Below are 26,435 nucleotides of genomic sequence, written 5' to 3'. Positions count from 1 at the left end.
GATGCTGTGGCGTGCCCTGTCAGAAGATCAGCCCGGCCCGCGATGGGCCGGGCTTTTTGCAGAATACTGGCCCGCCTACCGGGACTGGTGGATGCGCGAAGGCGAACACGCGCGCCCGACCTATGCCGAATGTCGTCGCCAGTTGGCGCGGCATATGCCGGAACTGCTGCCGCTATATGAAACGCTGTGCGAACTGGCGGGGGGCGGTGACAAAGCCGCGCGGTTCCTGTCGTTCTGGAATCCGCCCGCTTATTTGTCGGGGTGCAGTCAGGCGATCTGGCAGGGGCCGGAACCTGTCATGGTGCGCAACTATGACTACGACAGCCGCGCGTTCGACAGCCTGATCCTGCGGACAAAATGGGGTGGGCGTACCGTGATGGGTGTGTCCGACGGGCTATGGGGGCTGGTGGACGGGGTGAATGACGCAGGTCTTGCGATTTCGCTGACGTTCGGCGGGCGCAACGTGGTCGGGCAGGGGTTCGGCGTGCCGCTGATCCTGCGTTACGTCCTGCAAACCTGCACCACCACGGCAGAGGCAGGCGCGGCACTGGCCCGCATCCCCACGCATATGAGCTATAATGTCACGGTGCTGGATGAAAACCGGCAGTATCTGACCGCCATGATGGGTCCGGGACGTGACACGCTGATCACGCATAATGCCGTGGCGACCAATCATCAGGAAAGCGTCGAATGGGTCAGCCATGCCCGGTTCACCGCAACGGTAGAGCGTGAACGCTTTTTGTTGCAACGCCTGACCCTGCACCGTGAGCCACAGGAAACGTTCATTGATGCGTTCTTGAAACCGCCGCTATATTCGACCGCTTTTTCCAAAGGGTTCGGAACGCTTTATACCGCCGTCTATCGCCCCCGTCTGCGCCAGATGGAGGTCCGCTGGCCCGGCACGGTCTGGCCGATGTCGATGCACGCATTCGTCGAAGGGGGACGTCGCGTCACGGTCCCCGGTGCCGCCTGAAGGATCTGACATGGACGTTTTCGATCACCCCTATCTGTCCGGCTTGTTCGGCGATCCCGAGTTAGCAGTCCTGTGGTCCGCCAAGGCGCAGGTGGCGCATATGCTGGCGTTTGAATCCGCGTTCAGCCGCGCCATGGGGGCGGCAGGCCGATTTGACCGCCATCTGGCCGCACAGGCGGCAACGCATATTGACCAGCTGGCGCTGGACCCAACCACCTTGCGTGGTGGCTGCGCGCGTGACGGTCTGCCGGTTCCGGCGCTTGTCGCTGCGCTAAAGGCGGATGCCGGGGACACCGCTGCGGCCATCCACGCAGGCGCCACCAGTCAGGATGTGATGGATACCGCCCTTGCGCTGACCTTGCAGGGGACGACGACCCTGCTGGATGCGCGGTTGCGTGCCCTGAATGATGGGCTTTCCGCGCTGTCGGACCGCGATGGTGGCGCAGACCTGATGGGGCGGACCCGGATGCAGGCGGCATTGCCGATCACGGTCGCCGACCGGGTGCGGATCTGGCGGATGCCGCTGATTGATCATCGCGCGCGGTTGGATCTGGCGCGCGCCCAGACCGAACGGCTGTCGCTGGCGGGTCCGGTCGGCACAGGCGATTTCGCCGATGTGGCGGCAGATATGGCGCAGGCGCTGGGATTGACCACAGCACAGCCGTGGCACACCGACCGCAGCGGGATCGTCGCCTACGGCAACCTGCTGGCGCTGATGACCGGCAGCATCGGCAAGATCGGGCAGGATATCGCATTGATGGCGCAACAGGGTATCGGTGCCGTGTCGATCAGTGGCGGGGGGGGATCGTCTGCGATGGCGCATAAGCAGAACCCTGTTCTGGCGGAACTGCTGGTGACATTGGCGCGCTATAACGCGGGTCAGGCGGGTGTGTTGCAACAGGCGATGGTGCATGAACAGGAACGGTCAGGTGCTGCCTGGGCACTGGAATGGATGGTCCTGCCGCAAATGGCGCAAACGACCGGGCGGGCGCTGACGGCAGCCATCGCACTGGTGGGCGACATCAAACGGATGGGCGACGCGCAAACCTGACAAATTTGTATAGACGACGACAGGTGGCTGACAGACAGCGGTGACAAATACAGCCTCGTAACAACACCGAGGATGGAGCACACCTTATGTCTACTGCAATCCGCCGCACGATGACTGCCACATTGGCAGGCACCACCGCACTGGCCCTGCTGCCCGCCACCGCTTTTGCTGTTCCCGCTGGGGGATACGGCGATCTGGTCGAACGCCTGAACCCCGCCGTGGTCTTTATCGAAGTCACCGGAAAATCTGGCGACACCTCGATCGAGGACAGCCTGCCCGAAGGTTTCCCGCGCGAAGAACTGGAACGCCGCTTTGGCCCGATGTTCCCTGATCAGGGCCGTCCCGTTCAGGGTCTGGGGTCCGGCTTCATCCTGTCCGAAGACGGGATGATCGTGACCAATAACCACGTCGTTGAAAACGCCGATACCGTCACGGTCAAACTGGCTGACGGCACGGAATACGAGGCCGAAGTCATCGGAACCGATCCGCTGACCGACCTTGCCGTGCTGGATATCGAAGCAGACGACCTGACGACAGTATCCTGGGGGATCAGTGCGGATGTGCGCCCCGGTGACGAGGCACTGGCCATCGGCAATCCCTTTGGTCTGGGCGGCACCGTGACATCCGGCATCGTGTCGGCCGTGTCGCGCGACATCCAGTCCGGTCCCTATGACGACTATATCCAGACCGACGCGGCGATCAACCGGGGCAATTCCGGCGGGCCGCTGTTTAACGCGGATGGCGATGTGATTGGTGTGAACACCATGATCTTCAGCCCCGGCGGCGGCAGTGTCGGCATCGGTTTTGCCGTGCCGTCCGATCTGGCGCAGGACGTGGTCGCTGATTTGATGGACGACGGTACCATCGCGCGCGGTTGGCTGGGCGTCCAGATCAAACCGATGAGCGATGAAATCGCCAATGTGCTGGGCTATGACAAACCGACGGGCGCTGTGGTGGAAATGGTGTCCGATGGCAGCCCCGCCGCCGATGCTGACCTGCAGGAAGGTGACATCATCATCAGCTTTGCCGATAAGGACATCGCGGATGTGGGCGACCTGACCCGTGTGGTGGCCGATGTCGAACCCGATACGACGGTCGATGCCGTGGTCCTGCGCCGTGGGTCCGAAGAAACGATCAAGGTTACCGTCGGCAATCTGGCTGACCGGTCGACCTGATCGCGCAACGCGCGGCTGACACTGACGTTGGCCGCGCCACGTGACCCGCATCCGGATGCACTGTTGACGCGGGTCATTCTGGGCCTTGGCACACTCTTTTCAGAGGCCAAGGCCCATTTTCTTGGAATCACGGGCAAGACCCCCATGTTGCAGGGTGACGCAGATGCAGACAGGGTCCGACATGAAAATACTGGTCGTCGAAGACGATCCGACCACCGGTGCGTATATCGTGCGGGGACTGCGCGAAGAAGGGCACACCGTCGATCACGTGACCGATGGACGGGCAGGGCTGGTGCAGGCCACAGGTGCGAACCACGACGTGCTGGTCGTGGACTGGATGCTGCCGGAAATCGACGGGCTGACATTGGTGCAGACCCTGCGCGGCGCTGGCAATGCGACGCCGGTTCTGTTTCTGACAGCGATGGGTAGCGTCGACGACCGCATCGCAGGCCTGAATGCGGGGGCAGACGATTATCTGGTGAAACCGTTTGCCTTTGGCGAACTGTCGGCGCGCATCAGCGCGCTGGGCCGTCGTCCGCGCGCGCTGGCACAGGAAACGGTGCTGACGGCGGGCGATCTTTCGGTCGATCTGGTCACCCGCGACGTGACCCGCGCGGGTCAGCGCATTGATCTGCTGCCGCGTGAATTTGCCATTCTTGAACACCTGCTGCGCCGCAAGGGTCGGGTGCAAACCCGCACCATGTTGCTGGAATCGGTCTGGGACATCAGTTTCGATCCACAGACAAACGTCGTCGAAACACACATCAGCCGCTTGCGGGCGAAAGTGGACAAACCCTTTGACACCGAACTGATCAAGACCGTCCGGGGTGCAGGCTACCGGATCGAGGCATGAGCGGGCGCGGCCATCTGTTCAGCGCCAGTCCCGTGCGCCTGGCGCTGGGGCTGGTTGCGCTGTTTGCGCTCGTCAGTGTGGCATCGCTGGTGGCAAGCTACACGTTGACCAGTCGTGCGCTGGATACCCAGATGCGTCAGCAGCTACGTCAGGATCTGGCGGGGTTTCGGGCGGCGCCGACTGCGGCGGCGTTGGCGGCGCTTGTCGCGGCAGAGGCGCAGGCGACCGACCCCGACCGCGTCGTGCTGTCCTACGTCACCGAAAACGGACGGCATTTCGGCAATGGCAGGCTGGAACGCGATCAAGAAGGCTACGTCCTGACGACGCTGGAAGACACCGGCACCCCGATCAGCGGCGAATATCTGGCATTGGCGACGCGCGAACATCGCGGCTTGCTGACTGTCGCGCGCAGCCGGTCCGAGATTGACCAGCTATGGGCCGTATATCGCACCATCGCGCTGTTATCGTTGCTGCCAACGCTGATCATTGCACTGGGCGCGGGGCTGGCAATGGCGCGCCGGTCCGCCCGACAAGTGGATGCGGTGCGCCGCACGCTGGGGATTTTGACATCTGGCGATCTGTCGGCGCGGGTGCGGCCGACGTCCGCGTGGTCCGACGATCTGCGCAGGGTCGGGAACGGGATCGACCGGATGGCGGCCGCCTACGAAAACTCGACCGCTGCGTTACGGCAAGTGTCTTCGGACGTGGCGCATGACCTGAAAACGCCAATCCAGCGCATATCGGTGCGGTTGGATGAACTGGGCCGGACCGATCTGGACCCGGACGCGCAGGCACTGGTCGATCAGGCGCGCGCCGATATCGCGGGCGTGGTGTCCGTGTTCCGCGCACTGCTGCAGATCGCCCAAATCGAAGCCGGTACACCCAAAAGCCGGTTTCAGCCCGTTGATCTGGCAGCCTTGGTCGATACCTTTGCTGAACTTTATGAACCGGCGGCGCAGGAATCCGGGCGTCAGTTACGCACAGATGTTCCGGAACGGCCCATGATGGTGCATGGTGATGCCGACCTGATCGGCCAAATTCTGGCCAATCTGATCGAAAACGCCCTGCGGCATACGCCCCATGGCAGCGATATCGCGCTTCGGCTGGAACGGCTGCCTGATCGTGCGATTTTGCATGTCAGTGACAACGGTCCCGGCATCCCCGCGTCGGAAAGGGACAAGGTGATGCAACGATTGTATCGGCTGGACCGCAGCCGTAACACGCCCGGCAGCGGATTGGGGCTCAGCCTTGTGTCGGTCATCGCCAACCTGCACGATGCCGGAATTACTCTGTCGGATAACGATCCCGGTCTTTGCGTCAGCATCTCTTTTCAGGCGCTGAGCGCATAGTAGGGCGATGGGATCAGCCCCCGTTCAATGGCGCGGTCGTGCAGGGATTGCATGATCTTTATTTTCGGATCGGGATCGCGCGCGCAACGATCCAGCAGGTCCTGAAGCGCTGGACCATCGCCGATTCGGATCAGCAGGCTGAACAGATTGTTCAACGTGGCTTTGGCTGGTTGCAATTCCAGCGCGCGTTCATATTCGCGCCGTGCGAAATCGGGATGACTGAACGCCAGCGCCTTGCCGCGTTCACGGTGAAACGCCGCATTGCCGTTGCGGGCAAGCTTGAACTGCGGAATGCGGTCATCCTCTATCAGGCCGGAGATCAATGTCTTGACCAACCGCATTTTCGAAAGCGCCACCAGCACCGTATGCCCGGTAAATGGCAGGGCCAGTTCACGCACGTTGCGGTAAGCCGGACGCACGGTTTGGTTCAGGAATTTGACATCACGTGTCTGTACGGGATCGTAGATAACGAACGGCGCATGCCTTGATTTGCGGCTGCGCTTCAAATGGCGGTGCAGGACGCGCACATCTTTGTAAGCGGGCAGTGCCAGTCCATCCCAGGCGGGTAGCATGGGGGCTGCGGCGATGATTCGCGCATCGATCTGACCGCCGTAATACAGGGCGGCATAACCGCCGAGGCTGGACCCGTAACAGATGACATCGCGCCCCGGTGTGCACAGTGGCGACAGTGCGGCCCGAAAAACGGCGGCGTGCAAACCTTGGAACTGGGTGCCGCGCCGCTGCGCGACAAAAACATGATCCCATCCGTTTTTTTGGGCAAAATCTGTCCCGAACCCACTGTCAGCGATATCGGATGGCTGCCCGCCAAACGTCACCAGCAGCTTTTCGGTCGGCTGTGGGGCAGGATGATATGTAATCCGGTAATCGGCGTGGTCGGCAAGTCTGTGCATTGGTCATTCCAAAAGGGCGCCGGGTGAACCGCTTTTGATCGCGGACCGACGTTCCCAATGGGCTAAAGCCGAAAAACGGCATAAATATTGCGTGATTCGAGCCATTATGCGGTGTCATGCTGCAAATCGACACAATCCAACGCACCGGGCGCATGGCCATTGCCAAACTGCGCCCAGCACCCAGAGGCTGGGTTTTATGCCATGACAGAGATGCTGGATTAGTGGTGGGCGACCCTGGAATCGAACCAGGCGTGCGTCTCCGCGAGGGAGTTACAGTCCCCTGCCACACCTTGCGGCCTGTCGCCCACTGGCGGCGGGAATAGCCGCAGCGTTTTGGGGCGTCAACACGAAAATCTGCAGTTTACGTGGGCTTGTTCCGCGCGGCGTTAGCAGCCAAGTAGGATAAAGACACGATCAGGGACAAACGTCATGCAAAAACCCAAGTGGGTCATCGCGAAAGAACAAGGCAAACGCGCAGCTGCGGCGGAAACCGTGTGGCTGTTCGGGCTGCATGCGGTGCGCGATGCGCTGCTGAACCCGCGCCGCGAACGGCTGCGGTTGGTGGTGACACAGAACGCGCTGGCCAAATTGCAGGATGCGGTCACAGAAGCCGGCATGACGCCTGAAATCAGCGACCCGCGCAAATTCGCGGCCCCCATCGACCAAGGGTCGGTCCATCAGGGCGCCGCGCTAGAGGTCAAGCCGCTGGACTGGGGATCGCTGCAGGACATCGCGCTCGGCGAAGGGCCGGAACCCGCACGGATCATCCTGCTGGACCGTGTGACCGATCCGCATAACGTCGGCGCGATCCTGCGGTCAGCAGAGGTATTCGGCGCACGCGCCGTGGTGGCCGTGCAACGTCACGCGGCCCCTGAAACCGGTGCCTTGGCCAAAACGGCATCCGGTGCGCTGGAACGTCAGCCTTATCTGCGGGTCCGCAATCTGGCCGACGCGATGACGCAATTGCAGGACATGGGATACCGCGTACTGGGTCTGGACGGAGAGGCGGACACCACGATCGAAGCGGCCATCGACGGCTACCGCGATCGTCCGACCGCATTGGTGCTGGGCGCCGAAGGGCCGGGGCTGCGCGAAAAAAGCCGTGAAACCTGTGATGCGTTGGTCCGGTTGGACGCGGCGGGTGCATTCGGATCGCTGAACGTGTCGAATGCGGCTGCTGTCGCGTTGTATGCGGCGCGCGGATGACGGCGACAAAGGTTGCGACATGCTGTTATTGCGGCACGCGGGCGGCGCTGGTGCTGCGCGGCGATCAACGGCACGAGCTGTCTTGTGCGCAATGCGGCGCACCCTTGCATGATCTAAAGATCATGCCCGTCCGTGCCAGCGGTGCGTCTGCGCGTGCCGCGACACCCGCCCGCCCGGCCCGCACCCTGCGCGCGGATTTTCCAAATCGCCCCCAGAAAACGAGACGCAAGAAAAGCCGCAAGCGCGCCATGCGATCCCTGATCGAAGACCTGTGGGACGTCGTCGAAGATATCTTTGACTAAAATACCCCGTTGGCTGTGCGCGATGGGGGCGGCATGTGTACTGGAACAGAACAACGATACGCGTGACGTGACCCCGGGCGCAAAATGTGATTGCAGCCGCGTCAACTTGTGAGACAGAAATCGCTGGCGACTGGATCATGCGGTCTATATTCATGCCGGTGACACAAATTGGCGGCAGATCTTTGGATAACTTGTCAGATACAGAACTGCGGGCATTGTTTGCGTCGGTGAAAACCATCGCAGTGGTGGGCCTGTCTGCAAACCCGGTGCGGCCCAGCTATTTCGTTGCACGCTACCTGCAATTGCGTGGCTACCGGATCATCCCGGTCAACCCTGGTCTGACCGGGCAAACGCTGTTTGGCGAAACGGTATATGGGGCGCTTGCCGATATTCCGGACGAAGTGGACATGGCCGACATCTTTCGCAAATCCGAAGCCGTGCCCGATTTGGTGGATGAGGCATTGGCCCGCTGGCCCGATCTTTCGGTGATCTGGATGCAATTGGGTGTTCAGCACGCTGCGGCTGCCGATCTTGCGCGCGCAAGGGGCGTGACGGTCGTTCAGAACCGCTGCCCGAAGATTGAGTATCAGCGGCTTTATGAAGAGTTGCGGATGGGCGGGTTCAATACGGGCCGGGTGTCGTCAAAACTGACCTGAAGAAAAGGGCGCTGCCACTGGCGTCGCCCCTGACTGGTTCTGTCTATGCTGCGTTACTGGACGCGCACCCAGTTCTGGCTGGCGCAGATCAGGCCGCCCGCGACGCAACCCTGCAACCGCAATGCATTGCCCTGCACTTGCATTTTGCCAACGTAGGTTTTGCCATTCGATGGGCGGAAAACCTGACCGGCATAGGTGCCGTCGCCATTCGGGGCCATCCCGATGACGATCTGACGGCCAATGTTTTCCGACTGATAGGGCGTGCCGTCGGCCTGATAGGTCCGCACAATGGTTCCGCAGACGGCCGTGCCGCAGGCTGAGACATCGACATGCGCAAATGCGCCGTCGTCGACTTCGGTCTGCCATGTGCCAACCGCAGCATCCTGAGCGTGGGCTGCGGTCGCAATAACGGTGGCCGCGATGGCGGCGAATATGCGCTTCATATGGGTCTCCTCCCCCGATGTGATGATCTACACTGGGCCAGTGGCTGGCACCCGATCAAGCCTGACGTGGGGTCGGTTGCAATTTCCAGCTGACCACGCCAGAACGCGGCAAACGCAAAAGGACCCGCGCATGATCCTGTATCCGGCAATCGATCTCAAAGACGGCAAGGCCGTGCGGCTTGTGCATGGCGAAATGGATCAGGCGACCGTTTTCAACGATGATCCGGCAGCACAGGCGCGCAGCTTCGTCACGGCGGGCTGTACGTGGCTGCATCTGGTGGACCTGAACGGCGCCTTCGCGGGCGAACCCGTGAACGCCGCCCCGGTCGAGGCGATCCTGAAAGCCTGCAAGGTGCCGACCCAGCTGGGTGGCGGTATCCGCGACATGGCGACAATCGAACGCTGGCTGGATCGCGGGCTGACCCGTGTGATCCTTGGTACTGTCGCTGTGGAAAACCCCGATCTGGTGCGACAAGCGGCCAAGGCGTTCCCCGGTCAGGTGGCCGTCGGTCTGGATGCGCGCAACGGGCGCGTTGCCACACGCGGTTGGGCCGAAGAAACCGACGTCATGGTGACGGATCTGGCACGGTCGTTCGAAGACGCCGGAATCGCCGCGATCATCTACACCGATATCCTGCGCGATGGTGCGATGAAAGGTCCGAACATCGACGCCACCGCCGATCTGGCACGTGCCGTCGATATTCCGGTGATCGCATCGGGTGGCGTGTCGTCATTGGCCGATTTGACGGCCCTGCGCGACACCGGTGTCATTGCCGGTGCGATTTCGGGCCGCGCACTCTACGATGGTGCGCTTGATCTGGCAGAAGCGCTGGCCGCCCTGCGCAAATAGGTCGTCATTCGACGGCGCGGTCCGCCAGCATGCGCAGTGCACTTTCCATCTGCGCGACGTAATCTGCTGTCACATCGACGCCGAATCCGTCGAACATATCGCTGACACGTTCGTATGCGACCTGCACGTCGCCCTGATCGCCTTCGTAAACCAGCACCCGCAGTGGCAGCACCAGCCCGGTCTGGATATCGGCCTGCATGGCGGGGGTTCCCAGACGCGGATTGCCAAAGATCAGCAACTGCGACGGCGACAGATCCATATCGACCGCTTCGGCCCCGGCGGTGTGGTCCACGCGGGCAAAGACGGTTGCACCCGCCTCTTCGACGGCGGCTTCCAGTGCGTCCATCGTGTCGGGCACGGATTTCAGTGACTGCACGGTGCGGATTTCTGCGGCGGCGGGGCTGGCAAGGGCCAGTATCAGGGCAGTGGCGCGAAGCATTGAACGATTCCTTTCTGATGGGTCTGACCGGGAAACCCGGTTGCACCGTCTGGGGTTCCCCTTTGCCGGACTGCGCGATATGACGCATCCATGCTGAAAACCCGTATCATCCCCTGTCTGGACGTCGCCAATGGCCGGGTGGTCAAGGGCGTGAATTTCGTCGATCTGCGCGATGCGGGCGACCCCGTGGACGCGGCCATCGCCTATAATGCGGCTGGCGCGGACGAGCTTTGCTTTCTTGACATCATGGCGACCGAAGAAAACCGCGGCACCATGTTCGACTTGGCGACGCGCACCGCAGAGGCGTGTTTCATGCCGTTGACCATCGGTGGTGGCGTGCGGACGCACCATGACGTGCGCAATCTGCTTCTGGCGGGTGCGGACAAGGTCAGTTTCAATTCTGCCGCAGTCGCCAATCCGGATGTCGTCACCGAAGCCGCGTTGCGGTTTGGCAGCCAATGCATCGTGGTCGCCATCGACGCCAAAACCGTGGCACCCGGCCGTTGGGAAATCTTTACCCATGGCGGCAGGCGACCCACGGGCATCGATGCTGTCGAATTTGCCCGGACGGTGGCCCAAAAGGGTGCGGGGGAAATCCTGCTGACGGCGATGGACAATGACGGGGTGCAGACGGGTTACAACCTGCCACTGACGCGGGCGGTTTCCGATGCGGTCGACATCCCGGTCATCGCCAGTGGCGGGGCGGGCACGCTGGATCATCTGGTCGAAGGCGTGACCGACGGCGGTGCCAGCGCCGTGCTGGCCGCGTCGATCTTTCATTTTGGCACCTATACCATTCAGCAGGCCAAGGATCACATGGCCGCTGCCGGTATCCCGATGAGGCTGCAATGACCCTGAACGATCTTTTCAAAACGATTGAATCGCGCAAGCACGCCGATCCCGATACCAGTTGGACCGCGAAACTGCTGGCCAAAGGCCCTGCAAAATGTGCCGAAAAGTTCGGCGAAGAAGCAATCGAGGCGATCATCGAGGCCGCGCGCGGCGATAAAGCGGCGCTGACGTCCGAAGCGGCCGATGTGATCTATCACCTGCTGGTCATGCTGGCGGCCAGCGATGTGTCACTGGATGCGGTGATGGCGGAACTTGAACGGCGGCGGGGCACATCCGGCATCGCTGAAAAACAGGCGCGGTCCTGATCCGCGATTTTCCCGGACACGGCAGGCAGTGTCAGCCGCTGCGCAATCCGGTTTCGACCAGTTTGCCCTGTCGCTTGGCTTCGTAATAAAAACCCTGCGAATACCATTTGACGGCCTGCGCTTCGGACCCGCCCGATAGCAACCACGCACCGCGCAGATATTTCCCAGCGTATTTCAGGTTGGTTTCGGCATCCAGCAGATCGGATGGCGCGCCACGAAATCCCATAGTGCGGGCGGTCGCGGGCAGGATCTGCATCAGCCCGTAATAGGGGCCATTACGCGCGCCGGGATTGTGGGTGCTTTCGCGGATAATGACCCGGTGCAGCAGGCTGCGGGGAATGTCGTAGGTATCCGCGTATTCGTTGATAAGTGCGCGCAGTTCCGGCGTCTCGTTGGGGTGCATCGGGATGCGTGGGGCGACCTGTGCAAAGGATTTGGTGATCTCTGGCGTGGTGGCCGGGCTGGAACAGGCGGCCATCAGGGCAAGGCAAAACGCCGCAAGGGCGATCTTTGTGGTCTGCATGGATCGTTGTCCTGTTGTGATGCTGCGCTTACTTAGCCGCGTGGCTGGCGTGCGGACAAGTGCGTGCGTCCGCGTCGGCAAGTTCCGGCGCACGCAGCAGTGATGGAACCGCAGTCATGACATCGGGTTATTTGGCAAAGGCTGTAATAGGAGACACCGATGCCAATGATCGAAACACGCGACGGCACACCCATCTACGTCAATGATTGGGGCATCGGTGATCCCGTCGTGCTGATCCACGGCTGGCCCCTGAATGCTGACAGCTGGGAATATCAGGCCGTCAAACTGGCAGAGGCAGGCTACCGTGTCATCGCCTATGATCGCCGTGGCTTTGGGCGGTCCGGCCAACCTTTTGCAGGCTACGATTATGACACGCTGTCCGACGATCTGGTTGACGTGATGACAGCCTTGAACCTTGAAAACGCCGCCCTCGCGGGGTTCTCGATGGGTGGCGGCGAGGTCAGCCGTTACATGTCACGTCACGGCGGCAAGAACGTGGCAAAGGCGATGCTGATCTCTTCGGTCGCGCCCTACATGAAAAAGGCCGACGACAATCCTGACGGTGTCGACGACAGCGTGTTCGAAGATATGAAGGCAGGATTGCGCGACGACCGCCAAGCGTTTTTGCAGGATTTTTTCAACGACTTCACCGGAGAAGGAACCGATGCGGGTGGTGTATCGGACGCGACCCGGAACTGGTTGTGGTCAATGGCGATGCTGGCCAGTCCAAAGGCGACGCTGGATTGCGTGGACGCTTTTGGGCGGACCGATTTCCGACCCGACATGGCGCATTTCAAGGTGCCCACGCTGGTTGTCCATGGCACCGGTGACAAGATCGTGCCGATTGCGCCTGCCGGTCAACAGGCTGCTGACATGATCGATGGCGCGACGTTCAAATCCTACGACGGTGCGCCACATGCGCTGACTGCGACCCACAAGGAACAGTTGACAAGCGACATGCTGGAATTTCTGGGCCACTGACCGCCCGCTGCTGGCCTAGGAAAAGACCGACCATCCGGTATCCTGGGCCAGCATTTCCATCGCTTCGGACCCCAGTTTCGAATTGCCGCGCGCATTCAGGCCTGGTGACCAGACTGCGATCCCCGCGCGCCCCGGTGCGACGGCCAGAATGCCACCGCCGACGCCCGACTTGCCGGGCAGTCCTACGCGAAAAGCGAAATCGCCCGATGCATCATAATGCCCGCACAGCATCATCAGTGCGTTTATGCGCCGCCGCCGTGCCGCCGACATCAGGCGCGGCGTGCCCTTTGCACCGGTAAAAATCAGTGCGGCGCGGGCCAGTTGGCGGCAGGTCATCGCCAGCGCGCATTGGTGGAAATATGCGCCTAGCACGTTGGGAACCGCGTTCTGAAGCCGTCCGTGGGACGCCATGAAATAAGCGAGCGACCGGTTCAGGTCGCCTGTTGCCTCTTCGGATCGGGCGACGTCTGCATCGATATGGATGTCGTCGTCACCGGCTGCGTTGCGGACGAATTGCACCAGTTCGGCCAGAAACTCCTTGGGCGCATGATGCGCCATAGCCGCATCTGTCGTGGCAATGGCGCCCGCGTTGATGAACGGATTGCGCGGGCGGCCTGCCTCGTGTTCCAGTTGCAGGATCGAGTTAAAGGCCTGACCCGATGGCTCGCGTCCCACGTTGGTCCAGAACGAATCCCCCAGCCGCCCCAGCGCCAGCGACAGGGTGAATACCTTGGAAATGCTTTGGATCGAAAACCGTGTGTCGGCGTCGCCGGTGGTCAACACCTGCCCATCGGGCAGGGCAACGGCCATACCGAATTGGCGCGGATCGATCCGGGCCAACGGCGGTATGTATTGCGCGACGATCCCGCGGTCAGGGGCGACAGACATCTGTGCCCCGATCCGGTCAATGATAGCCTGAAGATCGGTCACGGGGTCCAGCGGAGGAAATTCGCAATCATCCGCAGGCCCGCGCTTTGGCTTTTTTCGGGGTGGAACTGCGCGCCGATGATGTTGTCGCGCCCGACCACTGCCGTCACGTCCCCGCCATAATCCACATGCGCCAGCAGGTGCGCGTCATCATGCACACGCATGGCATAGGAATGAACGAAATAGGCGTGATCGCCCGTCGCCATGCCGTCGAGCACGGGATGGGCGCTGTCCATCACCAGATCGTTCCAGCCCATGTGGGGGATTTTTAGCGCTGTATCCACAGGGCGAATCCGGTTCACGTCGCCGGGAATCCAGCCAAATCCTGACGTCGCTTCATATTCGTGACCCGTCGACGCCAAAAGCTGCATGCCTACACAGATGCCAAAAAACGGCACGCCCCGATTTTCGACCGAATCCACGATGGCTTCTGCCAGTGCTGTGCGGCTGAACAATTGGTCGCGGCAATGTGGGAATGCGCCATCACCGGGCAGCACCAGCCGGTCGGCGCTGGCGATGACATCCGCATCGCCACTGACGACGACCGGGCCGGACCCGCTGTCGCGTGCCATCAGCTCGAACGCTTTTTGTGCGGAATGCAGGTTGCCGCTGTCGTAATCGATCAGAACTGTAGTCACAGGATACCTTTGGTAGACGGGATCGCATCGGCCTTGCGCGGGTCTGTTTCCAGCGCTTCGCGCAACGCGCGCGCGACGGATTTGAATGCGGCTTCGGTGATGTGGTGCGCGTTGAAACCGTGCAGGCGGTCGATGTGCAGTGTGATGCCGCCGTGGGTTGCCAATGCCTGAAAGAATTCGCGCACCAGTTCGGTGTCGAACGTGCCGATCTTGCCGTAGGGCAGGTCCAGATTGCAGATCAGGTAGGGACGGCCCGACAGATCCAGCGCGCATCGCACCTGCGCGTCATCCATCGCAAGGTGGCAGTCGCCGTAACGCCGGATGCCTTTCTTGTCGCCCAAGGCCTGCGTCAGGGCTTGGCCGATGGCGATGCCTACGTCCTCGACCGTGTGGTGGTCGTCGATGTGCAGATCGCCCGCAGCCTTGACGCGCAGATCGATCAGCGCGTGTCGGGCCAACTGGTCCAGCATGTGATCAAAGAACCCGACACCGGTACGGTTGTCATATGTGCCGGACCCGTCCAGTTCCAGCATGACGGTGATGTCGGTTTCGGCGGTCTTGCGTGTGATCGTGGCGCTGCGCATCGCGGACTCCTGTCGTTGCGCGCCCCGTATAGGCGGCGCAGGGGTATCGTGCCAAGTCCACGGATTGCGCGGAACGCGTCCGTGGTGCAGGTTTGCCGAAAACACCCCCGAAAGGAAGCCCCATGACCACCTGCGTGTTCGTCCAGATCCGCTGCAAGCCCGGCACCACCTATGAGGTCGCCGAAAAGATCGCGCTGCGCGAATTGCATTCGGAACTGTATTCCACCAGCGGCGATTTCGACCTGCTGATGAAAGCCTACGTGCCAGCGGACGAAGACATCGGCCATTTCATCAACGAAGGCGTGGCAGGGATCAAGGGCATCGAACGCACATTGACGACACTGACGTTCAAGGCGTTTTGATCCACCACAAACAAAAGCCGCCCCAAGGGGGCGGCTGTTTTCGTCAATCTGGAGCGGGCGAAGAGATTCGAACTCTCGACCCTAACCTTGGCAAGGTTATGCTCTACCCCTGAGCTACGCCCGCGCACCAGATCGTCACTTGATGGAGCGGGCGAAGAGATTCGAACTCTCGACCCTAACCTTGGCAAGGTTATGCTCTACCCCTGAGCTACGCCCGCGTCATCAAGTAGGGCAGGCTTTACCGTTCCGGCTTTTGGCCTGCAAGTGTATTTTCGCAGAAATTCAACTTCTGCGAAGGATTACCGCCGGACGGCGGATCGCAGATCAATCCGCCATCCAAAAGGGCTTACTCGAATTCGATCAGCAGATCCTTTGCATCGATCTGTGATCCGGCGTTGACGTAGACCGCCTTGATTGTCGCGCTGCGGTCGGCGTGGATGCCGGTTTCCATCTTCATCGCTTCGATGGTCAGCAACAGATCGCCTTCTTTCACCTTTGTACCCGCCTGTGCGGCCACGGTGGCCACCACACCGGGCATCGGCGCGCCGATATGGTTGGGGTTGCCCATTTCCGCCTTGGGCTTGCTGACACGGTCGGCGGCGGCCAGACGGTTCAGCACACGGATCGTGCGGGGCTGACCGTTGAGTTCAAAGAACACTTTGACCTCGCCGTCCTCGTTCATTTCGGATTCGGCCTGCATCCGGATTTCCAGCGTTTTGCCGGGATCGATCTCGGCGCTGATCTCTTCACCGGGTTCCATGCCGTAAAAGAACGTCTTTGTCGGCAGGGTGCGGACCGGACCGTACAGTTCATGCCGCGCGGCATATTCGGTAAAGACCTTTGGATACATCAGGTAGCCGTTCAGATCCTCATCATCGACGGCTGTGCCGATCGTGTCGGCCAAGGTTTTGCGCGTCGCATCCAGATCGACCGGCGGCAGACGCTTGCCGGGGCGTTCGGTGTTGGGTTTTTCGCCTTTCAGCACTTTTTTCTGAATACCGGCAGGCCAGCCGCCGGGGGGCTGGCCCAGACTGCCGCGCATCATGTCGATCACCGATTCGGGAAAGGACACATCGACCGATGGATCTTCGACCTGATCGCGGGTCAGGCCCTGACTGACCATCATCAACGCCATGTCGCCCACCACCTTGGACGACGGCGTCACCTTGACGATATCACCGAACATCCGGTTCACGTCGGCATAGGTCTGCGCGACCTCGTGCCAGCGGTCTTCCAGTCCCAGGCTGCGCGCCTGCGCCTTGAGGTTGGTGAACTGCCCGCCGGGCATTTCGTGCAGATAGACCTCTGACGCGGGGGCCTGCAAACCGGATTCGAACGCCAGATAATGCGCGCGGACCTGTTCCCAGTAGTTGGAAATTTCGCGGATGGCGGCGATATCCAGCCCGGTGTCGCGGTCGCTGCCTTTCAGCGCCTCGACGATGGACCCCAGCGTGGGCTGGCTGGTGTTGCCCGACAGCGCGTCCATCGCGGCATCCACGCAATCGACGCCCGCGGCGGATGCGGCCAGCACGGTCCCGATGGCCGCGCCCGATGTATCGTGGGTGTGGAAATGGATCGGCAGGCCGACCTCTTCTTTCAACGCCTTGAACAACTGGCTGGCTGCCGGTGCTTTCAGCAGGCCCGCCATGTCCTTCAATCCCAGCACATGCGCACCGGCCTTTTCCAACTCCTTGGCCATGCCGATGTAGTATTTCAGGTCATACTTGGACCTGTCGGGGTCCAGCATGTCGCCGGTGTAGCAGATCGTGCCTTCGCAGACCTTGCCGCTGTCGATGACCGCATCCATCGCGATGCGCATGTTTTCGACCCAGTTCAGGCTGTCGAACACGCGGAACACATCGACCCCTGACGTGGCCGCCTGTGTGACGAACGCCTGCACCACGTTGTCGGGATAGTTGGTATATCCCACGCCGTTGGATGCGCGTAGCAACATCTGCGTCATCACGTTGGGCATGCGTGCGCGAATGTCGCGCAACCGCTGCCACGGACATTCCTGCAAGAACCGATACGCCACATCGAATGTTGCACCGCCCCAGCATTCGACGCTGAACAGCTGGCTCATCTTGGTGGCATAGGTCGGTGCGATGGTGGTCATGTCGATGGACCGCATCCGGGTGGCCAGCAGCGACTGGTGCCCGTCGCGCATCGTGGTGTCGGTGATCAGCAACTGCGGCTGGTCCTTCATCCATTGTGCGATGGCGGCGGGGCCGTCACGATCAAGGATCTGGCGCGTGCCGTCAGGCACGTCTGCGGTGGATTTTACCGGCGCCTTTGGCAATTTCACATCCGCCGCCGGGCGCGGACGGCCTGCTGTTTCGGGATGTCCGTTGACGGTGATATCCGCGATATATGTCAGGATTTTCGTCGCACGGTCCCGGCGCGCCTTGAATTCAAACAGCGCCGGGGTCTGATCGATGAATTTGGTGTGGTATTCGTTGTTCAGGAACGTCGGATGCTTCAGCAGGTTTTCGACGAATGCGATATTGGTGCTGACACCCCGGATGCGGAATTCGCGCAACGCGCGGTCCATCCGGGCGATGGCCATTTCCGGCGTCGGTGCACGGGCCGTCACCTTGGTCAACAGGCTATCGTAATAGCGTGTGATCACGGCCCCCGAATAGGCGGTGCCGCCGTCCAGGCGGATGCCCGGCCCGGTGGCGGTGCGATACATCTGGATGCGCCCGTAATCGGGGATAAAGTTGTTCTGCGGGTCTTCTGTCGTGACCCGGCACTGCAGGGCGTGACCGTCCAGTTTTACATCGTATTGCGACGCGCATCCGGTTGCTTCGACGATGCTTTTGCCTTCGGCGATCAGGATTTGCGCACGCACGATGTCGATGCCCGTCACTTCTTCGGTAACCGTATGTTCGACCTGCACGCGGGGGTTCACTTCGATGAAATAGAATTCGCCCGAATCCATATCCATCAGGAATTCGACCGTGCCCGCGCATTCGTAATTCACATGCGCGCAAAGCTTCTTGCCCAGATTGCAGATACGTTCGCGCTGGGTTTCCGACAGATAGGGCGCGGGGGCGCGTTCAACGACCTTTTGGTTGCGGCGCTGCACGGAACAATCGCGTTCCCACAAATGATAGATTTCGCCGTGGCTGTCGCCCAGGATCTGCACCTCGACATGGCGCGCCTTGAGGATCATCTTTTCCAGATAACCTTCGCCGTTGCCGAATGCGGCCTCTGCCTCGCGCCGGCCTTCGCGGACCTTTTCTTCCAGTTCCTTTTCGGACTCGATCGGGCGCATGCCGCGTCCGCCGCCGCCCCATGATGCCTTCAGCATCAGGGGATAACCCACCTCTGCGGCTTGCTTGCGGATGGCGTCCATATCGTCGCCCAACACTTCAGTTGCTGGGATGACGGGCACGCCCGCTTCGACCGCGACGCGGCGCGCGCTGGCCTTGTCGCCCAACTGGCGCATCGTCTTGGCCTTTGGCCCGATAAAGGTGATGCCTGCGTCCGTGCAGGCATCCACAAAATCGGGGTTTTCCGACAGCAGACCATAGCCCGGATGGATCGCGTCCGACCCTGACATCTTGGCCACGCGAATGATTTCCGCGATCGACAGATAGGCCGCGACCGGACCCAGACCCTCGCCGATGCGGTATGCCTCGTCCGCCTTGAAGCGGTGCAATGACAGCTTGTCCTCTTCGGCAAAGACGGCGACGGTTTTCTTGCCCATCTCGTTACAGGCGCGCATCACGCGGATTGCGATTTCGCCCCGGTTGGCAATCAGGATCTTTTTGAAGTCGGCCATGTAAAACAGTCCTTTTGCAGTTGCAGCAATTTGTAACCTTGCACCCAAGGATGTCCAGTGCCGCTAACGGATCAAGCGTCCCGGTACGTCTGACAGGCGGTGCGTACCCAACTGACCCATGTTTGCGATCAGATCCGCGCGCAGAATGTCGATCACATGGGCCGCGCCGGGTTCACCCAGCGCGGCCAGTCCATAATGGAACGCGCGGCCCAGCATGACGAAATCCGCGCCAAGCGCGATCATCCGCAGTATATCCAGACCACCCGCAATCCCGGAATCGACGATCAGCGGCAAATCCGTCGCGGCGCGCATCGCGGGAACGACGCTTGCGGTGGCGGGTGCGGCCGCGAACTGACGTCCGGCGTGGTTGCTGATCCAGATCGCATCGACACCGGCCTGTTGCAGCGGGGCCGCATCATCCGGGTCCAGCACGCCCTTGACCACCAGCGCGCCATCCCACGCGTCGCGGATCTGGCGCAGGTAGTCCCAATCCGGAGAGGTACGTAGCAGGTATCCGGCATGGGCCGTGGACGGCAGCGCGGTCGCGGCATCGGCGTAACTGTCGATCAGACGCATGCGCGGCATGCCTGTCCGCCGGATGCCCGCCAGCCATGCCGGGCACCGGGCGGCCTGTGCCGCCAGACGTGGCGTCAGGCGCGGCGGATTGGTCAGCCCGCCACGCGTCTGCCGTTCGCGCCGCGATGCCACCGGCACATCGACCGTCAGCACCAATGTGCCGAATCCAGCTGCGCGTGCCCGGCGCAGCATATCGGCGCGGATGTCGGGGTCGCGCGGCGGATAGATCTGGAACCAGCCATCGTCGCCCAAGTGCGGGGCGACGTCCTCTGGCGTACGGGTGGCAACGGTGGACAGACCATAGGGAATGCCTGCGGTCGCAGCCGTGCGGGCAAGCAGGCATTCGGCATCGGGCCAGACCAGACCCGACATGCCCACAGGCGCAATACCAAAGGGCAGGGGGTAGGTGCGGCCCATCACCGTGACCGAGAGGTCGGGCGTGAATTCGCCATGCAGGATCGAAGGGCGCAACAGCACCGCATCCAGTGCCGCGCGGTTGCGGGCCAGTGTCGCTTCGTCCCCCGTCGCGCTATCAAGGTATTCCCAGACGAAATGCGGAATCCGGCGGCGCGCGCGCGCTTTGAGATCGGCAATGGCGGGATAACGGTTGTGCAGGGTCATGCAGCCACGCTACGGCGTTGGGTCATCGGTTGAAAGGGGGGTGGCACTGGCGGGCATATTTTGCAGAAACCAAGAACTTGTGTTGTGAACGAAGCATGAACAAGGGGTTTCTTTGCGCGCCGTCTGGGTCTATTGAGGATCGCATGAGCGATTATTCCGAAGACGATGCATTCGAACGGGCCGTCCCGCTGTCGCAACGCGCGATGGCCCGGCCTGCGGCGGCCCCTGATTATCTGGACGGGCTGAACCCCGCGCAGCGTGCGGCTGTGGAAACGTTGCACGGTCCGGTCCTGATGCTGGCAGGTGCGGGCACCGGCAAGACGCGGGCACTGACCGCACGCATTGCGCATCTGCTGACCACGGGCACGGCACAACCGCGCGACATTCTGGCGGTGACATTCACCAACAAGGCCGCGCGCGAGATGAAGAACCGCATCGGTCGCCTGTTGGGCCAGACCGTTGAGGGAATGCCGTGGCTGGGCACGTTCCACGCGATCTGCGTCAAGATGCTGCGCCGTCACGCCGAACTGGTCGGCCTGAAATCCAATTTCACCATTCTGGATACCGATGATCAGCTTCGGCTGCTCAAACAGTTGATCATTGCCGAAGGGATCGACGAAAAACGCTGGCCGCCGCGCATGCTGGCCGGGATCATCGACGACTGGAAGAACAAGGCGCATGGCCCCGACAAGGTACCGCTGGCCGATGCCGGCGCATTCGATCACAAAGGTGTGGCGCTTTATGCCGCCTATCAGGCCCGGTTGCGCGATCTGAACGCATGCGATTTCGGTGATTTGCTGATGCACATGGTGACGATCTTTCAGACCCATCCTGATGTGCTGGCGCAATACCAGCGCTGGCTGCCCTATATTCTGGTGGACGAATATCAGGATACCAACGTTGCCCAATATCTGTGGCTGCGACTGCTGGCGCAAAAGAACAAGAACATCTGCTGCGTGGGTGACGACGACCAGTCGATTTACGGCTGGCGCGGCGCAGAGGTGGGCAACATCCTGCGGTTCGAAACCGACTTTCCCGGCGCGCAGGTCGTCAAACTGGAACAGAACTATCGGTCCACCCCGCATATTCTGGCTGCGGCATCAGGTGTCATCGCATCCAACAAGGGGCGGCTGGGCAAGACCCTGTTCACTGACGCGCAGGACGGTGAAAAGGTCCGCCTGATCGGCCATTGGGACGGCGAAGAAGAAGCCCGCTGGATCGGTGAGGAAATCGAGGCGATGCAGCGCGGAACGCGGGGCATGGACCCGGTCGGGCTGGACGATCAGGCAATCCTTGTCCGTGCCAGCCACCAGATGCGCGCATTCGAAGACCGCTTTTTGACGATCGGGCTGCCGTACCGCGTGATCGGCGGGCCGCGTTTTTATGAACGGTTGGAAATCCGCGACGCGATGGCTTATTTCCGGCTGGCGGTCAGCCCCGACGACGATCTGGCGTTCGAGCGGATTGTGAACACGCCCAAACGCGGGCTGGGCGACAAGGCGGTACAGACCATCCAGCGCACCGCACGCAGCAACGGCGTCAGCCTCGTCGAAGGCGCGCGGATCGTGGTGCAGTCAAAGCTGCTGGGCGGCAAGGGGCTGAAGGAACTGGGCCTTTTGGTCGACGGGCTGGACCGCTGGCACGGGCAGGTCCGGGCCGAAGCGGACACCCATCAGGAACTGGCGGAAATGATCCTCGACGAATCCGGCTACACCGGGTTCTGGCAGAACGACAAGACGCCCGAAGCACCGGGGCGGCTGGAAAACCTGAAAGAACTGGTCAAGGCGCTGGACAATTTCGAAAACCTGCAAGGGTTTTTGGAACACGTCGCGCTGATCATGGACAACGAAACCGAACAGGACGGCGAAAAGGTCAGCATCATGACCCTGCACGCCGCCAAGGGTCTTGAATTTCCCGCGGTATTCCTGCCGGGCTGGGAAGACGGGTTGTTTCCGTCCCAGCGGTCGATGGACGAAAGCGGGCTGAAAGGTTTGGAAGAAGAACGCCGTCTGGCCTATGTCGGCATCACGCGGGCAGAAGAAATCTGCACGATTTCATTCGCCGCAAACCGCCGGGTCTATGGCCAATGGCAATCGGCACTGCCGTCACGGTTCATCGACGAATTGCCAGAAGATCACGTCGACGTGCTGACGCCGCCGGGCCTGTATGGCGGTGGCTATGGTGCGGCGGGCATGGCCACCAGCGCCAGTCCGAAACTGCGCGAAGAATCCATGTCGGACCTGCATCAAAAGGCGCATGACGCCAATGTCTACAACTCTCCGGGGTGGCGCAGGTTACAGTCGCGCGGGCAGGCGCGTGGCATGTCGCAACCGTCAGAGGCGCGCAACATGGTCATCGACATGAACGCCGTCAGTGCATTCACCACCGGCGACCGGGTGTTCCATACGAAATTCGGCTACGGTGAAATTACCGGGATCGAGGGCGACAAGCTTGCGATCTCTTTTGACAAGGCGGGCGATAAACACGTCGTGGCGAAATTCGTGGTATCGGCGGATGCCGCGACGGACGCACCGTTTTAATGCCATACCATCGGCACCAGCGACGCCATCAGCAACACGGCCATCGTGATGTTGAACACGCGCAATCGCCGTGCGGTGCCCAGATAGCGGCGCAACTGGACGCCAAGTGCCGTCCAGACGGTAATTGCTGGAAAGTTGGACAATAAAAACACGCCCGCCACGATCAGCGATCCGACCCAGACCGCACGATCCTGCGGCGCAAACGCCGTGATGGCAGTGATCGCCATGACCCATGCCTTTGGGTTGACCCATTGGAATGCCGCTGCCTGCCAGAACGTGAATGGTTTGCCCGTGACCTGACGTGCCTCTGGCGGGACGGCGGTTGCGATCTTCCACGACAGCCATGTCATGTAGATCACCGCCACGACGGTCAGCAGGGTGTTCAGGACGGGGAACGCATCGAACACGCGCAGCAGGGCCAGCCCGATCATTACTACCATGAACGAATGGCCCAGACTGATCCCGCACATATGTGGCAGCGACCGCCGAAAGCCATAGTTTGCGCCGGATGCCATCAGCATCAGGTTGTTCGGACCGGGTGTGATCGAACTGACGAAGGCGAATTGGAACAATAAAAGAAGTGTGAGGGTATCCATCGCGCCGGTATATCGTGCCCTGCGTGGATATAAATTGCGAAGATGGTGTAAAACTGCCTACTTTCGCAATTATGAATGAACAAGATCGTATAAACGCTGAAATATTGCGTCTGCTGGCCTGTGATGGCCGGATCAGCAATCTGGAACTGGCCGACCGCGTCGGGTTGTCGCCGTCCGCCTGTCTGCGCCGCGTTCAGGAACTGGAACGGCGCGGCGTCATCCGCGGCTATCGCGCCCGGCTTGATCCGGTGCAAACGGGGCGTGGTTTTGTGGTTTATGTAGCGGTCGGACTTGCCGAACACACCAAAGCCGCACAGCAGGGGTTCGAACGTGCAATGGACCGGGCGCAAGATGTCGTGGAATGTCACAACGTCGCTGGCGCGTTCGAATACATGCTGCGGGTCGAAGTCGCGGATCTGCCCGCCTACAAGCTGTTTCACACCGAAACGCTGGGCACCGTGCCGCATGTCCGGTCGATCACCAGCTATATGGTCATGGGAAGCCCCAAAGACCTGCGCGCCTGACCCATCCCCCGCGAAAACAAAAAAGGCGATGCGCGGGAGGAGGTGCGCATCGCCTTTCGTTATGAACGCAAACCTCGGGGAGGAGGTCGGGTCTGCGCCAGTGCCGGTCCCCCTGGGAGGAGGTAGGAAGAGCCGGCTATGCGGACCACCGCGGGAGGAGGTGCAGTGTCCGTATTCGAATTCTTGGCGCGGTGGTGGCCGGGAGGAGGTGACCACCACCGCTGTTAGTCAGGTTCATCCGCCGGGAGGAGGCGGGGCAAACCCTGGTCTTTCCCGAAAGTCCGGCTGGGAGGAGGTAGCCATCGTTCCGGTTATCAACGGACCACCGCGGGAGGAGGTGCAGCGTCCGTATTCGCATCTGTTCAAAACGGCGACCCCAACACGGGGAGGAGGTCGGTCAGAGCCGCCGCTTTGTCATGTGCGCGCCCGCCGGGAGGAGGTAGCAGGCTGCGCGGTCAGGTCCGTATCAGGGAGGAGGTTGATAAGGACCCGATTGGAATTCATTTGCCGTATGCGGCTTCTATCGCGATACCCTTGATCATCGACCGGGCAATGCCCAGATCGGCAAGTTCGCGGTTGCTGAGCGCTGAAAGTTCGGTCAACGTCGTGCGGTAGACACGGCGCTTTGCAGCTGCTTCGGCGATTTGTGCGCGCATACCTGCAAAGCGCTGGTTCAGCGTCGGTGCGGTGTTCGTATTCGTGTATGCCATGTTGCTCTCGCTCTTCTCATCTGGTGAAGCACGTCTGCGCTTCTGATGACCAATATCTAGGATCATGCTGCAGTTGCACAATAGCTGTCTCGTCAATGCTGCTATGCAGCAGATGCAATTTACTCTGGGTCACGTTACAAAGCAGTTACATTGGCTTTCCGCGCGCCCTTGAACCTTGGAACCGACAGGCAGACTGTGCGCCTGTATAAGTAGTGAAAGGTCGCACCGATGGCGTTGGACAAGAACATGATCATGGCAGAGCTGTCTCGCGTGGGCCTGCCTGACGGGGGCGATCTTGTGTCGCGCGACATGATCCGCGCGTTGACGGTGGACGGTGGACAGGTCCGTTTTGTGATCGAAGCACCGGATGCCGCCACGGCCGCACGTATGGAACCGGTACGCGCCGCAGCGGTGGATGTGATCCGGGCGCTTGGCGACGTTGAAGCTGTCTCCGCCGTCTTGACGGCCCATAGTGCGCCCGCAGCGAAACCGGAACCGCCCAGTCTAAAGGTCGGGCGTCATCCGACCCCGCAGGCCGGTCCGGAACGTGTCGCGGGGGTGGACCGGATCCTTGCGATTGGTTCGGGCAAGGGTGGCGTTGGCAAATCGACGGTGTCGTCGAATCTGGCCGTGGCACTGGCGCGGGCAGGGCGGCGGGTCGGTCTGCTGGATGCCGATATCTATGGCCCCAGCCAGCCGCGCATGATGGGCGTGAACCAGCGACCCGGCAGTCCCGATGGGAAACGTATCGTGCCGCTGCAGGCACATGGCGTCACCATGATGTCCATTGGCCTGATGGTCGACCCGGCCAAGGCCGTGGTCTGGCGCGGACCCATGTTGATGGGCGCATTGCAGCAGATGCTAGGACAGGTGGAATGGGGCGAACTCGACGTTCTGATCATCGACCTGCCACCGGGGACGGGCGACGTGCAATTGACGCTGGCGCAAAAGACCGCGTTGACCGGGGCCGTGATCGTCAGCACGCCGCAGGACGTGGCCCTGCTGGATGCCCGCAAGGCGATGGACATGTTCAACACACTCAAAACGCCAATTCTTGGCCTGATCGAGAATATGAGCACCTTTCATTGCCCGCATTGTGGCGAGGAAACCCAGATTTTCGGCCACGGCGGTGTCGCCGACGAGGCAGAGGCGCTGGGGCTGCCATTCCTAGGTGCGCTTCCGATTGATCTGCAAACCCGCGTGTCCGGTGACGCCGGCGTTCCGATTGCGGCGGGTGAAGGCCCGGTCGCCGATGCCTATGCCGCGCTTGCGCAGCGTTTCATCGACGGTGGCATGGCCTGACGACCCCGCCTGACCGGCGACCCGGTCGGGTCTGGGCTGCGGTCTGCGATTCGAACAACATTTCTGAATCTCTGTGAATCTGGATCGGGCATCTTTTTGGATGCCCGATTCTGGCCTTTGACGGCCAAAATTTTTGTCATTTTATCGCACGAAGGGGATTGACTGCGGCGGCGGCGCCACTGGTTCAAGCCGACTCGGGGGAGCGGCGAAAACTTTTTTCGATCCCTGTGAACTTCTGGGAACGTCTCGCCTCAGCACCATATATGGTAAAATTTATCCACAAACGCGGCATATCTATAACCGGCTCTGTGGATAACCATCGAATCACAGGGGCGTGATTCTGCGTGACATCCCGTGATGTTCACAGAAATCCCAATTTAGGCGTTGCCCGGTCCGTTT

General features: G+C 61.2%; 27 protein-coding genes and 3 tRNA genes. 16 read left to right on the top strand and 14 right to left on the bottom strand.

Annotation, left to right across the window (positions count from 1 at the left end):
• Position 1 precedes the first annotated feature (1 nt).
• From GZH79_RS16325 to GZH79_RS16305, 5 genes are all read left to right on the top strand, one after another.
• Positions 2-973, top strand: coding sequence for a C45 family peptidase (locus tag GZH79_RS16325; RefSeq protein ID WP_211644810.1), 972 nt, complete (start codon positions 2-4; stop codon positions 971-973).
• Between the two features lie 10 nt (positions 974-983).
• A complete protein-coding gene (locus tag GZH79_RS16320) occupies positions 984-2,024 on the top strand; it encodes a 3-carboxy-cis,cis-muconate cycloisomerase (RefSeq protein WP_211644809.1) in 1,041 nt (346 codons plus the stop codon).
• Between the two features lie 86 nt (positions 2,025-2,110).
• Positions 2,111-3,199 carry a trypsin-like peptidase domain-containing protein gene (locus GZH79_RS16315; RefSeq protein ID WP_211644808.1) on the top strand — a complete coding sequence of 363 codons (1,089 nt, stop codon included), beginning with the start codon at positions 2,111-2,113 and terminating at the stop codon, positions 3,197-3,199.
• A gap of 181 nt (positions 3,200-3,380) precedes the next feature.
• Positions 3,381-4,052, top strand: coding sequence for a response regulator transcription factor (locus GZH79_RS16310; protein WP_211644807.1), 672 nt, complete (start codon positions 3,381-3,383; stop codon positions 4,050-4,052).
• Entirely contained in the window at positions 4,049-5,401 is a 1,353-nt protein-coding gene (locus tag GZH79_RS16305) for a HAMP domain-containing sensor histidine kinase (protein WP_211644806.1), read from the top strand. Before GZH79_RS16310 ends, GZH79_RS16305 begins: the two co-directional genes overlap by 4 nt.
• Here GZH79_RS16305 and GZH79_RS16300 read toward each other — a convergent pair.
• Entirely contained in the window at positions 5,383-6,312 is a 930-nt protein-coding gene (locus GZH79_RS16300) for a hypothetical protein (RefSeq protein WP_211644805.1), read from the bottom strand. The genes GZH79_RS16305 and GZH79_RS16300 overlap by 19 nt on opposite strands.
• A 222-nt stretch (positions 6,313-6,534) precedes the next feature.
• A tRNA-Tyr gene (locus tag GZH79_RS16295) sits at positions 6,535-6,618 on the bottom strand.
• A gap of 123 nt (positions 6,619-6,741) precedes the next feature.
• On the opposite strand from GZH79_RS16295, the gene rlmB reads away from it, so the two are divergent.
• From rlmB to GZH79_RS16280, 3 genes are all read left to right on the top strand, one after another.
• Positions 6,742-7,518 carry a 23S rRNA (guanosine(2251)-2'-O)-methyltransferase RlmB gene (gene rlmB / locus GZH79_RS16290; RefSeq protein ID WP_211644804.1) on the top strand — a complete coding sequence of 259 codons (777 nt, stop codon included), beginning with the start codon at positions 6,742-6,744 and terminating at the stop codon, positions 7,516-7,518.
• The gene (locus GZH79_RS16285) at positions 7,515-7,820 is read left to right on the top strand and encodes a hypothetical protein (RefSeq protein WP_211644803.1); all 306 of its coding nucleotides are present in this window, start codon (positions 7,515-7,517) and stop codon (positions 7,818-7,820) included. Before rlmB ends, GZH79_RS16285 begins: the two co-directional genes overlap by 4 nt.
• Before the next feature lie 182 nt (positions 7,821-8,002).
• Positions 8,003-8,476 (top strand): CoA-binding protein, encoded by a 474-nt coding sequence (locus GZH79_RS16280; RefSeq protein ID WP_249219240.1) that lies wholly within the window; start codon positions 8,003-8,005, stop codon positions 8,474-8,476.
• Positions 8,477-8,529: 53 nt separating this feature from the next.
• Here GZH79_RS16280 and GZH79_RS16275 read toward each other — a convergent pair whose 3' ends face one another.
• Positions 8,530-8,919: a DUF2147 domain-containing protein gene (locus tag GZH79_RS16275; RefSeq protein WP_211644801.1), complete on the bottom strand. Its 390-nt coding sequence runs from the start codon at positions 8,917-8,919 to the stop codon at positions 8,530-8,532.
• Between the two features lie 130 nt (positions 8,920-9,049).
• Between GZH79_RS16275 and hisA the strand changes: the two genes are divergently transcribed.
• Positions 9,050-9,769: a 1-(5-phosphoribosyl)-5-[(5-phosphoribosylamino)methylideneamino]imidazole-4-carboxamide isomerase gene (hisA, locus tag GZH79_RS16270; protein ID WP_211644800.1), complete on the top strand. Its 720-nt coding sequence runs from the start codon at positions 9,050-9,052 to the stop codon at positions 9,767-9,769.
• A gap of 4 nt (positions 9,770-9,773) precedes the next feature.
• On the opposite strand, the gene GZH79_RS16265 is transcribed toward hisA, so the two are convergent.
• Positions 9,774-10,208: a DUF302 domain-containing protein gene (locus GZH79_RS16265; protein WP_211644799.1), complete on the bottom strand. Its 435-nt coding sequence runs from the start codon at positions 10,206-10,208 to the stop codon at positions 9,774-9,776.
• A 90-nt stretch (positions 10,209-10,298) separates the two neighbouring features.
• On the opposite strand from GZH79_RS16265, the gene hisF reads away from it, so the two are divergent.
• Together hisF and GZH79_RS16255 are read left to right on the top strand one after the other, a co-directional pair.
• A complete protein-coding gene (gene hisF / locus GZH79_RS16260) occupies positions 10,299-11,060 on the top strand; it encodes an imidazole glycerol phosphate synthase subunit HisF (protein WP_211644798.1) in 762 nt (253 codons plus the stop codon).
• On the top strand, positions 11,057-11,365 hold the full coding sequence (locus tag GZH79_RS16255; RefSeq protein WP_211644797.1) for a phosphoribosyl-ATP diphosphatase: 309 nt from the start codon (positions 11,057-11,059) through the stop codon (positions 11,363-11,365). The genes hisF and GZH79_RS16255 overlap by 4 nt, the downstream gene beginning before the upstream one ends.
• A gap of 31 nt (positions 11,366-11,396) precedes the next feature.
• Here the strand turns inward: GZH79_RS16255 and GZH79_RS16250 are convergent, their stop codons facing one another.
• The gene (locus GZH79_RS16250) at positions 11,397-11,888 is read right to left on the bottom strand and encodes a transglycosylase SLT domain-containing protein (protein WP_211644796.1); all 492 of its coding nucleotides are present in this window, start codon (positions 11,886-11,888) and stop codon (positions 11,397-11,399) included.
• A gap of 159 nt (positions 11,889-12,047) precedes the next feature.
• Here GZH79_RS16250 and GZH79_RS16245 point away from each other — a divergent pair, with 159 nt between their 5' ends.
• Positions 12,048-12,869: an alpha/beta hydrolase gene (locus GZH79_RS16245; protein ID WP_211644795.1), complete on the top strand. Its 822-nt coding sequence runs from the start codon at positions 12,048-12,050 to the stop codon at positions 12,867-12,869.
• 15 nt (positions 12,870-12,884) lie between these two features.
• Here GZH79_RS16245 and GZH79_RS16240 read toward each other — a convergent pair whose 3' ends face one another.
• From GZH79_RS16240 to hisB, 3 genes are read right to left on the bottom strand one after another with little or no spacing between them, the layout of a single operon-like run.
• On the bottom strand, positions 12,885-13,799 hold the full coding sequence (locus GZH79_RS16240) for a glutaminase (protein WP_349291224.1): 915 nt from the start codon (positions 13,797-13,799) through the stop codon (positions 12,885-12,887).
• The gene (gene hisH / locus GZH79_RS16235; RefSeq protein ID WP_211644794.1) at positions 13,796-14,434 is read right to left on the bottom strand and encodes an imidazole glycerol phosphate synthase subunit HisH; all 639 of its coding nucleotides are present in this window, start codon (positions 14,432-14,434) and stop codon (positions 13,796-13,798) included. Before hisH ends, GZH79_RS16240 begins: the two co-directional genes overlap by 4 nt.
• Positions 14,431-15,018 (bottom strand): imidazoleglycerol-phosphate dehydratase HisB, encoded by a 588-nt coding sequence (hisB, locus tag GZH79_RS16230; RefSeq protein WP_211644793.1) that lies wholly within the window; start codon positions 15,016-15,018, stop codon positions 14,431-14,433. The genes hisH and hisB overlap by 4 nt, the downstream gene beginning before the upstream one ends.
• Before the next feature lie 122 nt (positions 15,019-15,140).
• On the opposite strand from hisB, the gene GZH79_RS16225 reads away from it, so the two are divergent.
• Positions 15,141-15,380: an Lrp/AsnC ligand binding domain-containing protein gene (locus tag GZH79_RS16225; protein ID WP_211644792.1), complete on the top strand. Its 240-nt coding sequence runs from the start codon at positions 15,141-15,143 to the stop codon at positions 15,378-15,380.
• 49 nt (positions 15,381-15,429) lie between these two features.
• Here GZH79_RS16225 and GZH79_RS16220 read toward each other — a convergent pair.
• The 4 genes from GZH79_RS16220 to GZH79_RS16205 form a co-directional block, all read right to left on the bottom strand.
• A tRNA-Gly gene (locus GZH79_RS16220) sits at positions 15,430-15,504 on the bottom strand.
• A 19-nt stretch (positions 15,505-15,523) separates the two neighbouring features.
• Positions 15,524-15,598, bottom strand: a tRNA-Gly gene (locus tag GZH79_RS16215).
• 128 nt (positions 15,599-15,726) lie between these two features.
• Positions 15,727-19,167 carry a pyruvate carboxylase gene (locus GZH79_RS16210; RefSeq protein ID WP_211644791.1) on the bottom strand — a complete coding sequence of 1,147 codons (3,441 nt, stop codon included), beginning with the start codon at positions 19,165-19,167 and terminating at the stop codon, positions 15,727-15,729.
• A 63-nt stretch (positions 19,168-19,230) separates the two neighbouring features.
• A complete protein-coding gene (locus tag GZH79_RS16205; RefSeq protein ID WP_211644790.1) occupies positions 19,231-20,364 on the bottom strand; it encodes an alpha-hydroxy acid oxidase in 1,134 nt (377 codons plus the stop codon).
• A gap of 143 nt (positions 20,365-20,507) precedes the next feature.
• On the opposite strand from GZH79_RS16205, the gene GZH79_RS16200 reads away from it, so the two are divergent.
• Positions 20,508-22,904, top strand: a complete 2,397-nt coding sequence (locus GZH79_RS16200; protein WP_211644789.1) for a UvrD-helicase domain-containing protein — start codon at positions 20,508-20,510, stop codon at positions 22,902-22,904.
• Here GZH79_RS16200 and GZH79_RS16195 read toward each other — a convergent pair.
• Positions 22,901-23,500, bottom strand: coding sequence for a LysE family translocator (locus GZH79_RS16195; protein WP_211644788.1), 600 nt, complete (start codon positions 23,498-23,500; stop codon positions 22,901-22,903). The genes GZH79_RS16200 and GZH79_RS16195 overlap by 4 nt on opposite strands.
• A 71-nt stretch (positions 23,501-23,571) precedes the next feature.
• On the opposite strand from GZH79_RS16195, the gene GZH79_RS16190 reads away from it, so the two are divergent.
• Positions 23,572-24,024, top strand: a complete 453-nt coding sequence (locus GZH79_RS16190) for an Lrp/AsnC family transcriptional regulator (protein ID WP_211644787.1) — start codon at positions 23,572-23,574, stop codon at positions 24,022-24,024.
• A gap of 500 nt (positions 24,025-24,524) precedes the next feature.
• Here the strand turns inward: GZH79_RS16190 and GZH79_RS16185 are convergent, their stop codons facing one another.
• Positions 24,525-24,734: a DUF1127 domain-containing protein gene (locus tag GZH79_RS16185; protein WP_211644786.1), complete on the bottom strand. Its 210-nt coding sequence runs from the start codon at positions 24,732-24,734 to the stop codon at positions 24,525-24,527.
• A 228-nt stretch (positions 24,735-24,962) separates the two neighbouring features.
• Here GZH79_RS16185 and GZH79_RS16180 point away from each other — a divergent pair, with 228 nt between their 5' ends.
• Complete coding sequence (locus tag GZH79_RS16180) at positions 24,963-26,036, top strand: Mrp/NBP35 family ATP-binding protein (protein WP_211644785.1); 1,074 nt, start codon at positions 24,963-24,965, stop codon at positions 26,034-26,036.
• Positions 26,037-26,435 lie beyond the last annotated feature (399 nt).

The organism is Loktanella sp. SALINAS62 (genome assembly GCF_018263905.1).
Taxonomy (GTDB): Bacteria; Pseudomonadota; Alphaproteobacteria; order Rhodobacterales; family Rhodobacteraceae; genus Loktanella.
The sequence above is the reverse complement of the archived record's forward strand: the minus strand, read 5'-3'. Positions and strand labels throughout refer to the sequence as shown.